11 protein-coding genes are annotated in these 12,472 nt (G+C 51.8%); 6 read left to right on the plus strand and 5 right to left on the minus strand.

Annotation, left to right across the window (positions count from 1 at the left end):
• The first annotated feature begins 139 nt into the window (after nt 1–139).
• The 6 genes from D4L85_RS01915 (at nt 140) to D4L85_RS01940 (ending at nt 5,610) form a co-directional block, all read left to right on the plus strand.
• Complete coding sequence (locus D4L85_RS01915) at nt 140–388, plus strand: type B 50S ribosomal protein L31 (RefSeq protein ID WP_073136631.1); 249 nt, start codon at nt 140–142, stop codon at nt 386–388.
• A gap of 131 nt (nt 389–519) precedes the next feature.
• Nucleotides 520–1,698 (plus strand): GlmU family protein, encoded by a 1,179-nt coding sequence (locus tag D4L85_RS01920; RefSeq protein ID WP_119752733.1) that lies wholly within the window; start codon nt 520–522, stop codon nt 1,696–1,698.
• Between the two features lies 1 nt (nt 1,699).
• Entirely contained in the window at nt 1,700–2,818 is a 1,119-nt protein-coding gene (locus tag D4L85_RS01925; protein ID WP_119752734.1) for a DNA polymerase III subunit, read from the plus strand.
• A gap of 3 nt (nt 2,819–2,821) precedes the next feature.
• Nucleotides 2,822–3,751: a hydroxymethylbilane synthase gene (gene hemC / locus D4L85_RS01930; protein ID WP_119752735.1), complete on the plus strand. Its 930-nt coding sequence runs from the start codon at nt 2,822–2,824 to the stop codon at nt 3,749–3,751.
• A 51-nt stretch (nt 3,752–3,802) separates the two neighbouring features.
• On the plus strand, nt 3,803–4,666 hold the full coding sequence (locus tag D4L85_RS01935; RefSeq protein WP_119752736.1) for a peptidylprolyl isomerase: 864 nt from the start codon (nt 3,803–3,805) through the stop codon (nt 4,664–4,666).
• Nucleotides 4,667–4,713: 47 nt separating this feature from the next.
• On the plus strand, nt 4,714–5,610 hold the full coding sequence (locus D4L85_RS01940) for an SDR family oxidoreductase (protein WP_119752737.1): 897 nt from the start codon (nt 4,714–4,716) through the stop codon (nt 5,608–5,610).
• 2 nt (nt 5,611–5,612) lie between these two features.
• On the opposite strand, the gene D4L85_RS01945 is transcribed toward D4L85_RS01940, so the two are convergent.
• The 5 genes from D4L85_RS01945 to pafA all read right to left on the minus strand — a co-directional run bounded on the left by D4L85_RS01945 (nt 5,613) and on the right by pafA (nt 12,446).
• Nucleotides 5,613–7,016 carry an APC family permease gene (locus D4L85_RS01945; protein WP_119752738.1) on the minus strand — a complete coding sequence of 468 codons (1,404 nt, stop codon included), beginning with the start codon at nt 7,014–7,016 and terminating at the stop codon, nt 5,613–5,615.
• A gap of 135 nt (nt 7,017–7,151) precedes the next feature.
• Nucleotides 7,152–8,288: a sensor histidine kinase gene (locus D4L85_RS01950; protein WP_119752739.1), complete on the minus strand. Its 1,137-nt coding sequence runs from the start codon at nt 8,286–8,288 to the stop codon at nt 7,152–7,154.
• A gap of 53 nt (nt 8,289–8,341) precedes the next feature.
• Entirely contained in the window at nt 8,342–8,764 is a 423-nt protein-coding gene (locus tag D4L85_RS01955) for a response regulator (protein ID WP_221408738.1), read from the minus strand.
• Nucleotides 8,742–10,490, minus strand: coding sequence for a sensor histidine kinase (locus D4L85_RS01960; protein WP_160143487.1), 1,749 nt, complete (start codon nt 10,488–10,490; stop codon nt 8,742–8,744). Before D4L85_RS01960 ends, D4L85_RS01955 begins: the two co-directional genes overlap by 23 nt.
• Before the next feature lie 291 nt (nt 10,491–10,781).
• Nucleotides 10,782–12,446: an alkaline phosphatase PafA gene (gene pafA / locus D4L85_RS01965; RefSeq protein WP_119752741.1), complete on the minus strand. Its 1,665-nt coding sequence runs from the start codon at nt 12,444–12,446 to the stop codon at nt 10,782–10,784.
• Between the last annotated feature and the right edge of the window lie 26 nt (nt 12,447–12,472).

Raw genomic sequence — 12,472 nt, forward strand, 5'->3', positions numbered from 1 at the left:
GCTATCCTGTCGGGTATATTTTGGCAATTCCGGCACCCTGCTCTTGTTTCTGTGCCAAATTTTGTTTCTCCAAGTTTGCTTATCCGTTCTATCCCCGTATATTTGCAGTCCTTTTTAGAGGAAAAAACGCATAATTGATATGAAAAAAGGCATTCATCCGGAGTACAGAGAAGTTGTTTTCTGGGACACTTCCAGCGACACCAAATTCATAAGCCGCTCGACTTCCAATACCAAAGAAACCATCAAAATGGAAAATGGTAAGGAATATCCTGTGATCAAGGTCGAAGTGAGCTCGGCATCTCATCCATTTTTCACCGGCAAAAAGCTGTTTGTCGACACCGCAGGCCGCGTGGAAAAATTCAAGAACAAGTATCAGAAGAAAGCTTAATACTTCTTTTTTCAAATGGGAGAGAAAAGCCTTTGGTAACAAAGGCTTTTTTTATGCCTTTTTTTTGGGGCGGGCCATCATAAATACCGCAATACCCTTTATCATTAGCCATACGCCACTATTTTTGGAACATGAATTTGATCCTCTTCGATGACCCCTCCATCCGCATAGAACTCCTCCCCTTCACTTTCACACGCCCCATTGGCGCCCTGCGCGTGGGAATCCTCACAATCGCCGAAAAATGGGAGAAATACCTGGGGACCACCGCCTCTTTCAAGACCGAACCGTACCTCCAAAAAAAATATCCCACCGTTTCCACGGCCGACAACCTGCTGGTGAACGGTGCCCTTTGCCCGGACGAGCTCCTGGCAGCCACCGTAAAATCGCTTCCCGAAGGGTATTTCCTCGTGAAAGGCTCCCTGCTCCTGGCCGCGCGGAATCCGGTGCAGGAAATGAACCAGCAGAACACCATCGAATACCGCGAACCGCTCACGATCATCGACACGCCCTGGAAGATCTTTCGCGAGAATGGGGCACAGATCCGCGCCGACTTTAAAAAGGTCACGGCCGGCAGAACATCGGCGGGTATTGCCGACCGGCACACGATCGTGTATGGCGCGGAGAATATTTTTGTGGAGGAAGGTGTTTCCATCCGTGCCGCAACCCTCAATGCCGAAAACGGACCTATCTACTTGGGAAAGAACAGCCAGCTTCATGAAGGCGCGCTCATTCGCGGGGCCTTTGCGCTGTGCGAAGGTTCCCAGATCAACATGGGCGCCAAGGTGCGGGGCGATGTAACGGTAGGCCCTTATTCCAAAGTGGGTGGCGAGATCAGCAACTCGGTCATCATCGCCTACAGCAACAAGGCCCACGACGGCTTCCTGGGCAATTCAGTGGTGGGCGAGTGGTGCAACATCGGGGCAGACTCCAACACCTCGAACCTCAAGAACAACTACGATCTCATCAAACTGTGGCGGCACAAAGAACAGGACTATGTGCAGACAGAATTATATTTTTGCGGGCTGATGATGGGCGACCACAGCAAGTGCTCCATCAACACCATGTTCAACACGGCCACGGTGGTCGATGTGAGCGCCAGCGTGTTTGGCGAGGGCTTTCCCCCCAATTATGTTCCATCCTTTTCCTGGGGTGGCGCTGCGGGACTCACCACCTACCAGCTTGACAAAGCCCTGGAGACCGCCGCACGCGTGGTGGGACGCCGGGACCAGGTGCTGAGCGACCTCGACAGAGAGATTCTTCTTCATGTGTACAACACCACGGCGCACAGTCGCACGTGGGAAAAAAAATGATATGCAGTTTTCATCCATCCCAGGCCTGCACGATGTAAAGGCGATGCTCACCGCGGCAGTGAAGAGCAATCACATTGCCCACGCCCAGCTTTTTGTGGGCAGCGCCGGCGCGTTGAATCTCCCCATGGCGCTGGCCTACGCCACCTACCTGCACTGCGAAAACCGCGGCGACGACTCCTGCGGTGTGTGTCCGGCCTGCTCCAAGAACAGCAAATTCATCCACCCCGATACGCATTTCGTTTTCCCCCTCAGCAACGTGAAGGGCGACAAAGACGAAGAACGTTTCAAGGCCGACATCATGAAATCATGGCGCGCCTTCCTGCTGGAGCAGCCCTACGGAAATCTCAATGACTGGACCAACTATTATGGCGGCGAAGACAAGCAGGCGCTCATTTCGCGCGAAGAAAGCCGCGAGATCATCAAAACGCTTTCGTTAAAGCCCTTTGAAAGCGCCAACAAAGTCATGATCATCTGGCAGCCGGAACTGATGCACCCCTCGGCAGCCAATGGCATTTTGAAAATATTGGAAGAGCCTGCGCCGCACACGTTCTTTATCCTGGTGACCAATGCCGCCGATAAATTGTTGCCCACCATCATTTCGCGTACGCAGATCGTCACCGTGCCGCTGCTGCAGGATGAGGAGGTCGAATCGTATCTCACGGCACATAACGTGGAGGCTGCCCGTGCGAAGAAGATCACCCCGCTGGCCGAGGGCGATCTGAACTATGCACTGAAGCTCACCGAAAACGAAGAAGACGACAACACCAAACAATTCAGGGATTGGATGGGCCAGTGCTGGCAAAAAAGATACGGCTTGTTGGTAGCCACGGCTGAGCAATTTCATGCCAAGGACAAACTGAGTCAAAAGAATTTATTGGCCTACAGCATGCTCGTGATGCGCGAAGCCCTCCTCTTCATCTCGGGCGCCACCGCGATGAACCGGTCGAGGGGCGAAGAACTTGAATTTATTGGCCGTTTCAGCAAGCAGATGACGGTGGAGAAAATCGAAAAATCGTTTACCTTGATCAACGACGCCAGTTATCACCTCGAGCGCAATGGAAGCGCCAAGATGATTTTCCTGGACCTTTCTTTAAAACTGGCAAAGATCATCAACCCGTAACCTATGAATAAAGTCATTCGCATTGGTACCCGCGGAAGCAAATTGGCCTTGTGGCAGGCGGAACATGTCGCCAGCCTGATCAAACCATCGGGTTATCAAACCGAGATTGTTCCCATCGAAACCCGGGGTGACAAGATCCTGAACGTTTCCATCGCCAAGATCGGCAGCAAGGGCGTGTTCACGGAAGAGATCGAAGCCAAACTGCTGGACGGCTCCATCGACATTGCGGTGCACAGCGCCAAAGACCTGGCCTCCGAAATTCCGGACGAGTTGGAGCTGGTGGCTTTCACCGAGCGGGAGCTGGCCAACGATGTGATCGTGAGTCATAAAAAGAATATCAACCTGGCCACAGACACACTGCGGATTGGCACCTCGGCCACGCGGCGGGTGGCGTTCCTCAAACATTTTTATCCACACCAGGAAGCGTTGACCATCCGTGGCAACCTCCAGACGCGCTTTGCCAAACTGGAGGCCGGCGACTACGATGCGTTGTTGCTCGCCTACGCCGGCGTTCACCGCATGGGATTCGATCATCTGATCGTGGAGAAGATCGAGACCAGCTATTTTGTTCCCGCCGTCGGGCAGGGAAGCATTGCCGTGGAGTGTCACAAGAAGCTGCCTTTCGACAAAAAAGATATCATCGAACGCTGGGTCAATCACCCCGAGACAGAAGATTGCATTCGCGCCGAGCGATCGTTCCTGAAAACCCTGCAAGGCGGCTGTAGCATTCCAGCGTTTGGCTATGCCCATCACGAAGGGGGAGCGATCACCTTGAAAGGAGGCATCATCTCGCTCGACGGCCAACGCATCATCAAAGCAAAGCACTCCGCTTCACCCGCGGACGTGAAAGCCCTGGGCGAACGCGTAGCCAACGAGGTGCTCATCAACGGCGGCGCTACGCTGCTGAGCGAAATAAAGAATCTTGTTGCCTAAAAGGATATCGAGGCACAGCCATTTTCCATTTACTTTTTTTTAACGCCAGTTATGAAACGAATTTCCATTCTTGTTACGCTGATTCTTTTAGTCATGGTTTCCGGGTGTGCTCAAAAGAAAGACTACGTGGTCACCATTAAGACGCGCTATGGAAATATGGTCGCGATCTTATACGATGAAACGCCGCTTCACAAAGCCAACTTCATCAAGCTGGCGAAAGAGCATTACTATGACAGCACCTTGTTTCACCGCGTCATCCAGGGGTTCATGATCCAGGGGGGCGATCCGGATTCGAAAAAAGCAACGCCTGGCCAGCACTTGGGTTTGGGTGGACCGGGTTATACCGTCAATGCAGAGTTCAACCCGAAGTTCTTCCACGAAAGGGGTGCGTTGTCGGCAGCACGGCTCGCAGACGCACAGAATCCATCCAAGGCCTCCAGCGGCAGCCAGTTCTATGTCGTGCAGGGCACGAAAATGACGGAGGGTGAATTGAAGACCGATTTCGAAAAGATGAATAACATGTTAGGGCAATTCTTTCAAAACCCCGCCAACCGGGGTGCCTACGATTCGCTGGCTGCAGCGTTCCAGGTGCAGGACATGAAACTGCTTCAGGAGCTGATGGTACAATTGAAACCCCGTGTAGAGAAAGAGTTGAATGTGAACCTCAGCAAGGAGATCTCGCCGGAGCGCCTGAAGGTCTACACCACGGTGGGCGGCACGCCGACTTTGGATGGAGGGTATACGGTGTTTGGCAAAGTCATCCAAGGGTTGGATGTGCTGGACAAGATCGCTGCCGTAACAAAAGATCCCGCGGACAGACCGACAGAAGACATCCGGATGACCGTGACCGTAGAAGAGTTGCCGGTAAAGAAGATCGAGAAATTGTATGGGTATCATTACCCCGAGAAAAAATAAGTACAACAAAGTCGCCACACGACGTTTATATAAAATTCTGATTCCTCATGAAAATTCTGGTTACCGGGGCGAATGGATTGTTGGGCACCAAACTGGTGGAGTTGTTCCAACGCGACGCGTCAATTGAATTATACGCCACGGCCCGGCGGGCGGCGATCGTTCCATTGCCTGCAGACCGATTCTTCCTGGCGGATCTAACCGACGCCGAAGCCGTCTTGAAGATGGTGGCGGCGGTGCGACCGGACGTGATCATCCACACGGCGGCGATGACCCAGGTTGATCAATGCGAGCAGGATAAGGATGGATGCTGGAAAGCCAATGTGGATGCGGTGGGCTACCTGCTGGTGGCCTGTGAAAAATACAACATCCATTTCATCCACCTCTCTACCGATTTTATTTTCGACGGCAGCCATGGCCCATTAGATGAAACGGCTCAGCCTAATCCCGTGAATTTTTACGGCGAAAGTAAACTGGCAGCCGAACGATTGGTGCAGGAAAGCAACGTGGCGTGGACCATTATCCGCACCGTACTCGTCTACGGCATCACGCCCGACATGAGCCGCTCTAACATTATCGTTTGGGTAAAGAAGAATCTGGAAGAGGGCAAGACCCTGCAGGTGGTGAACGATCAATGGCGCACCCCCACGTTGGCCGAAGATCTGGCGCAAGGCTGTTATCTCGCGGCCGTTAAAAAAGCTACGGGCATTTTTCATGTGTCCGGTAAAGACGGGCTCACACCCTATCAGATGGCGTTGCACACGGTAGCCTTTTTTCAATTAGATGCTTCGCTGATCAAAGAGACCAATGCGAGCCAATTTACACAGCCTGCCCGCCGTCCGCAGCGCACGGGCTTCATCATCGACAAAGCACGCACGGTATTGGGCTATGAGCCCCACTCCTTCCAGGAGGGATTGGCCGTGGTGGCGGGTCAGTTAAAAAGATAAGCTTATACCTTTTTCCGCTGCATAGCGAAATAATAGAGGGGCACGCCGCTCAGAGCAATGATCAGCCCAGGCCAGGTGTAAAGCGGTTTGTAGTAGATCAGCAGCGTGCAGAAGGTCGTCCCCATCAGGATGTAGATGAGGGGCAACACGGGATAACCAAAAGCTTTGTAGGGTCTCGGTGCGTCGGGTTGTTTCTTTCGCAAAATGAAGATACCGATGATGGTAAGCATATAAAACAAGACCACCACAAAAGAGACCATATCCAGCAAGTCGCCATATTTTCCACTGAGACACCACAGGGAGGCGAGAATGCATTGCACCCACAACGCGCGCTGAGGAACGGCAAAGCGATTCAGTTCGCCGGCTTGTTTGAAGAAGACCCCGTCCTTGGCCATCGTGTAGTACACACGGGCTCCCGCCAGGATCAACCCATTGTTGCAACCAAACGTCGACACCATGATCATGAGCGCGATGATGGTCGTGCCTTCGGCACCGAAGATGGCATGCGAGGCGGCCACCCCAACCCTGTCTTTTTCCGCGAAAGCAATGTCATGTAACGGCAACACGGCGGTATACATCACGTTGGCACTCACATAAATAATGGTAACGATGAGCGTTCCAAGAAACAAGCTGAGCCCGATGTTGCGCTGTGGATTTTTCATTTCCCCGGCAATAAACGTCACATTGTTCCAGGCATCGCTGCTGAAGATCGAGCCCACCATGGCAGCGGCAATGGCACCAACGGCGGCGATGGTGGTGTACGTTTCAATGGTGTTATCGGCGTTGAGCTTGTGCAGATCCCAGGCGTCGGCGCTCCAATTGGCTTCCCACACGGAGCCATTCATCATGAAAAATCCAAAAACGATAAGCCCAAAGAGGCTGAGCAATTTGGTCACGGTGAACGTGGTCTGAATGGCTTTGCCTCCTTTCACCCCGCGGCTGTTAATGTAGGTCAACAACACGATGATGAAAATAGAAACCAGTTGCGCCGGTGAAATGCGAAGGAAGCCCAGGTCCAGCAACACAATGTCTTCGCTGACGGCCGGAACTTTGTAGGCCATGAACTTTGAAAACGCGACCCCCACGGCAGCGATGGTCCCCGTTTGAATGACGGCAAAGAAACTCCATCCGTACAGGAAAGCGATGAGGGGATTGTAGGCTTCTTTCAGATAAACGTACTGGCCGCCCGCTTTGGGGAACATTCCGCTAAGTTCGCCGTAGCTAACCGCCGCCGTGATGGTCATAAAGCCGGTGATCAGCCAGACAGCGACTAGCCATCCCGATCCTCCCACATTGCGAAGAATGTCGGAGCTTACGATAAAAATTCCCGAACCAATCATTGAACCGGCCACCAGCATGGTGCCGTCCCATAAGCCCAGCACGGGCTTGAACTTTGTCTCACTCATTCAGCGATTCCATTACGAATAAGTTTTCAAGATATGGAAAAATCCGGGAAAAGAGGTGCCCGGCAAAGGGCTCAAAAGCCCCCGGAAAGTTCCCCGTGGATTTGCCTCATAACGCCGGCGATGTTTAAGATCCGTTTAGTCCAATTCGGCTGGTAAATGAATATTGGGGATTTCAAATTTGAAGGAAGTGCCCTGACCATACGTGGACTCGACGACGATGGTTCCTCTTAATTTCTCCACCGTCTCCTTCACGATATACAAACCCAACCCTGCGCCCTCACTCCGTTCGGTGGCCCGGAAGAACATATCGAATACCCTGGGAAGAAGATGTTCGGAAATACCGATGCCGTTGTCACGGAAATAAAAGGAGGCCTTGCGCTCGTCCACCGTGATCGCGAAGCGTACATAGGACTCATCTTTCTGGAGGTCGCGGTATTTAATGGCGTTGGAGAGGAGGTTATTAAAGATAACGGAAAGCCTGTACCCATCGGAGTACAGCGGCACCGTCTCATTGATCTGGATCTCTTTGATGATCTGGTCAGAACCCTCCATATAACGCAAGCGTTCGATGCTGTCGTTGACGATCTCGTGGAGGCTGACGCGTTTTATGTTGAGGTTGTTGCGGGCATTGCGCGAATAGTCCAGGATCTCTTTCAGGGTTTCGTCGAGCTTCTGGATGCTGTGTTCCATCATGGTGAAATATCGCTCCAGGACATTTTCGTTGTCCTGGTCGTTCATCTTGGCGAGGTTCAACAAACCGAGCACCGACATGAGAGGAGCCCTCAGGTTGTGCGACACGCTGTAGACAAAGCTGTCCAGTTCTTTATTGATCTTGACCAGCTCTTCATTTTGTTTGCGCAGCTCACCGTCGGATTTTTTTCGTTCCCGTTCCAGCGCTTTTTGTTTCAAAGCGTTGATGATCGCCGTGGGCAGGCGGATGAGATTCGATTTCAACACGTAGTCGTCGGCCCCTTGTTTGAGACAGCTCACGGCAAATTCTTCGGAGACCGATCCGGTCACCAGGATAAACGGGATTTGCACTCCGGCGCGCCGGCAAAGCTTGAGCGCGTCGAAGGAGTTGAACTGTGGCAAGCGGTGATCGGAAAGGATCACATCGGCTTCATACGATCGCAGGGCCTCGACAAATTCCTGCCGGGTGTCTACGCGATTCGTTTCAAACAAAATGCCTTCCTTTTGCAGCACCCGGGCGATCAATCCCACGTCATCCTCAACATCCTCCAGCACAAGAATTCTCAACGGTTTTGTCTCCATACTCACATCAGTTTTACGATTGTCACTTCTCCATTTTCTTTGCTCACTTCATCTCACTTCGGAGACTGGTTCAGCAACAGCCAAAACAATCCGAGTTGCGCCACGGCTTCCATAAATTTGTCAAACTCCACGGGCTTCACCACGTAGGCATTCACACCCAATTTATACGATTCAATAATGTCGCGGTCCTCCTTGGAGGAGGTGAGCACGATCACCGGGATGATCTTCCGCGCCTCGTCCATTTTGATCTTCCGCAACACTTCGATGCCATCCACTTTCGGCATCTTGAGGTCCAGCAAGATGATCTTAGGGATGTTCATGTCATTTTCGAACAGGAACTTCAGGGCCTCTTCGCCATCGTGAAGGTGGACGAGGTTGTTGGCCAGGTTGTGTTTTTTCAACACCCGTATGGTCAGCTCCGCGTCATCCGGATTATCTTCTACTAAAAGGATCTCAACCGCTGATTTGTTTGTCATGACGTACATTATTTGTTTCTGCAGGTATATAAAATGAAAAAGTTGCCCCTTTATTCACCTCCGACTCGGCCCAGATCTTGCCACCGTGACGGGAAATGATGCGATGCACCAACGCCAGCCCTACCCCGGTGCCGTCAAATTCCTCGATCTTGTGAAGGCGTTGAAACACCCCAAAGAGCTTGTTGGCATACTTCATATCAAAACCGACGCCATTGTCACGGATGGAGTAGACGACTTTGCCGTTTTCGTGGCGACTGTCGATGGTGATCTCGGTCAGCAGATTTTTGCTGGTATATTTTAAAGCGTTCGAGATCAGGTTTGTCCATACCTGTCGCATCAGGTTGTTATCGGCCTCCACGCTGGCCAGGGGCTGGATGTCAAAACGGATGTCGCGACCTTTCTCCTGGTCCACCAACTCCCGCCGGATACTGTCGACCATGATGTCCACATCGATGCGGTTGCGCGACAAATCCTTGCGGCCGACGCGGGAAAAATCCAACATATCGTCGATGAGCTTCCCCATGCGCCGGGCATTGCGCATGACCACATCCATCAGACGGTTGGCCTCTTTGTCCATGCCCGGCCCGAAATCTTCTTTCAGGATGCGGGCGTAGCCGTCGATGGAACGCAACGGCGCCCGCAGATCGTGAGACACCGAATACGTGAAGGCCTCCATCTCGTTGTTGAGAAGTTTTACTTTTTCCTCTGCTTTTTTCCTTTCGGTAATATCGAACACCGTGGAGCGGCTTCGGATGAACTGACCTTTCTCGTTTTTCATAGCCGCGGCGTTTACGATCACGGGGAATATTTCACCGTTTTTCCGGATCATATCAAATTCCACGTTGTTGACATATCCCAGCACTTTGAATCGCGGAAATTCCTGTTGAAAAACAACCTGGCTTTGGGGCGTGAGCAATTCGGTAAAAGGCTTCACGTTCACGATCTCCTCGCGCGTATACCCCAGCCATTGCAAACCTGTGTTGTTCATTTCCGTGATCATGCCTTTGTGATCCAACGAATGATATCCGCACGGTGCGTTGTTATACAGATCGCGGACTTCGGCGGAGGCTTCCTGCAATGACTGCTCAGCCAACATCCGCTTGCGGAACGAAAAGTTGATGGCAAAGAATCCCAGGATCAGGAGAATGCCGGACGCGAACTGCAGCAACGTGAACGTCGTCATCGCTTTGGATTCGTCTTCCCGGCTGGCTTCCACGTGCTGTTGACGTAATATTTTTTCACGGTCCTTCATCCGGGCGATCACGCCCGCGAGGAGATTACTGATGCGGGTGTTCTCTTCGGAGGGGATGAGCGTGCGCCGTTCCGCGACCGAGACCGTTCCCGCGGCGATCACTTTCTTGATGAGTCCCACTTTTTCGCGACCCAGCAGCCGCACGCTGTCCAGGCCCGAAAGCTGTGCCGGGTTGTCGTCGATGAGTTTTGCCAACATGCCGGCGTGGTGCGCAGCCGTTAGCAATTCCTTTTTATAAATAGAATTAAATGCGGTGTCGCCGGTAAGGGCGAATTCATGCAGCTCTTTTTCGAGCCGCAACGCGGTGGAGTTAAGTTGTTCAATGTGGTACAACACTTCATTAGTGTGGGCAACCAGCAGTGTGGTAACCCGTGATTCTCTGTCATAACGATAGGTATACACTCCCAACAGGGCCAGGATGGCAAACGCAACGATAAAACCGACCAGTATTCTCCTTTCGAAATATACTTTCATGTACTTCCAGATGGTTATAACCATTCACCGATGCCTAACGACATTCAGCTATTATTTCGGAATACATTACAAAATCAATGTATCCTTACCTGACTTAATTTTAGACGAAGTGCGATGGTCAGGACTCCTTCAGCACTTCATGGATGGGCTCCGTAAAATTAAATATACGATGTAGAATCGAACGCCGGATTGTCGCGAACAAGATTTTTTTAGAATGGCGTTTTCAAGGTTAAACGGCGAATGCATGCATTCAGCATCCATCCTAATCCAATACACCCGGTTCCGGGGGGCCTATTCGAAGATTTCCACTACCGGCTGTCCTGTGGCACCACTGGGAAATTTTATTTTTAACAAGGCTGAAATGGTCGGCGCAATATCGGTTATCGGATGATAGCGCATGGAGGATCCTTTTTTAATGCCATAGCCATAAAACAAAATCGGCACATGCGTATCATATTTATAAGGCGACCCGTGCGTTGTACCCACCACCGCACCGGACTCCAGCCACGCGGGTTCTAATGAAATCAGAATATCGCCAGAGCGCTTGGGATGAAAACCGCGGACGTACAATCCCCGGAGACCGCCTTCATCATAGCTGGCCTGGCGCAGTATGGATTCCGTATAGTAGTTGGCCACGCCATCCACGGTCATCAAATATTTTCCGATCAACTCCGTAACAATCAACATATCGATACCCGACGTTTTCGGATCGCGTTGAAAGGCCTGCTGGTTGAGAAAAATTTGTTGGTTGCTAATGTTCTCGATGAAATCACGGCCGGGATAGTAAGTCGCCAAAAATTCGGTGAGTTTTGCTTTCACAAACTCTTCGTTAAAATAACCCGCCGGCATTTTGCTGTCTTTCATATACTGCGGCACATCGGCCACCGCGTGATCGGCCGTGAGAAACACGGTGTAGTTTCCTGCACCGGCTTGTTGATCGAGATGCTTCAACAGGTCTTCCAGGTCGCGATCGAGACGAAGGTAAATGTCTTCAAGCTCAACAGCGTTGGGGCCCATCATGTGCCCTACTACATCGGGAGTGGAGAAAGAAATACAGAGGAAATCAGGGTCGTCGTGCTTGCCCATCTGTTCATTAGTGAGCGTAGCTTTGGCCATCTCGGTGAGATAGTCGTTGGCAAATGGCGTGGCCGGCAGCAATTCGAAGTTGTTGTTCTTGCCGCGTAGCTGACTGAGCGCATAGGGAAACACCGGTCGATCTTTGCCGTTGATCTTGCGTTCATACGGGCTGTTGTCCGGACCACTCTCGGTATACTGTTCAATCGGAAGAAGTGTTTTCCATTCCTCGTTCAGGTATTGATTGGGCAGATTTTGTGCGTTGAATTTGACCAGCCAATCCGGAAGCTTGGACATGTAGTAGGTGCTGGAAATAAATTTTCCGGAGAGCGCGTCATACCAATAGGCTGCATCGGCCATGTGTCCCGCAGGCAAAGCGGCACCGCGATCTTTGAAAGATATGCCGATCACTTTGGATCGCTTTTGTGTAAACAACTTCAACTCGTCGGTCACCGTGGAAGACAGCAGCCGCCATGGCGAAACATCACCATTACCGGCGTCGTTGCCGACCGGTTTTTGACGGGGATCCATCACACAGTTCACAATCTGCCTGGCCTGCTTGTCATAAAAATCATTTCCGATGATGCCGTGTATCGCAGGCGTAGAGCCGGTATAAACGGAAGCGTGTCCGGGGCCCGTAACCGTTGGCGCATAGTTGTAGTGCGCGTTGCGCAGCATGAAGCCGTCGTTCATGAGGCGCTTGAACCCGCCGGCGCCAAACTTGGAATAGTAGCGGTAAAGATACTCTTGCCGCATCTGGTCCACCACGATACCCACTACCAGTTTAGGGCGGTCGGGTGCTGCCGATTGCGCGCTTACCGCGGTCGATAACAGGGCAGCAAAAAAGATAAGCAATATTCCAGAGATGTGACGCACTTGCATAGTCCAGTGTTTGAGCCGCAAGTTAC

Origin of the sequence: Chryseolinea soli (genome assembly GCF_003589925.1) — a bacterium.
Taxonomy (GTDB): Bacteria; Bacteroidota; Bacteroidia; order Cytophagales; family Cyclobacteriaceae; genus Chryseolinea; species Chryseolinea soli.

Excerpts from the sequence above, each read along its gene's own strand:
- D4L85_RS01925 (WP_119752734.1), top strand. The coding sequence starts at position 1,700 with ATGCAGTTTTCATCCATCCCAGGCCTGCACGATGTAAAGGCGATGCTC.
- hemC (WP_119752735.1), top strand. The coding sequence starts at position 2,822 with ATGAATAAAGTCATTCGCATTGGTACCCGCGGAAGCAAATTGGCCTTG.
- pafA (WP_119752741.1), bottom strand. The coding sequence starts at position 12,446 with ATGCAAGTGCGTCACATCTCTGGAATATTGCTTATCTTTTTTGCTGCC.
- D4L85_RS01950 (WP_119752739.1), bottom strand. The coding sequence starts at position 8,288 with ATGGAGACAAAACCGTTGAGAATTCTTGTGCTGGAGGATGTTGAGGAT.
- D4L85_RS01945 (WP_119752738.1), bottom strand. The coding sequence starts at position 7,016 with ATGAGTGAGACAAAGTTCAAGCCCGTGCTGGGCTTATGGGACGGCACC.
- D4L85_RS01960 (WP_160143487.1), bottom strand. The coding sequence starts at position 10,490 with ATGAAAGTATATTTCGAAAGGAGAATACTGGTCGGTTTTATCGTTGCG.
- D4L85_RS01955 (WP_221408738.1), bottom strand. The coding sequence starts at position 8,764 with ATGACAAACAAATCAGCGGTTGAGATCCTTTTAGTAGAAGATAATCCG.
- D4L85_RS01935 (WP_119752736.1), top strand. The coding sequence starts at position 3,803 with ATGAAACGAATTTCCATTCTTGTTACGCTGATTCTTTTAGTCATGGTT.
- D4L85_RS01915 (WP_073136631.1), top strand. The coding sequence starts at position 140 with ATGAAAAAAGGCATTCATCCGGAGTACAGAGAAGTTGTTTTCTGGGAC.
- D4L85_RS01940 (WP_119752737.1), top strand. The coding sequence starts at position 4,714 with ATGAAAATTCTGGTTACCGGGGCGAATGGATTGTTGGGCACCAAACTG.
- D4L85_RS01920 (WP_119752733.1), top strand. The coding sequence starts at position 520 with ATGAATTTGATCCTCTTCGATGACCCCTCCATCCGCATAGAACTCCTC.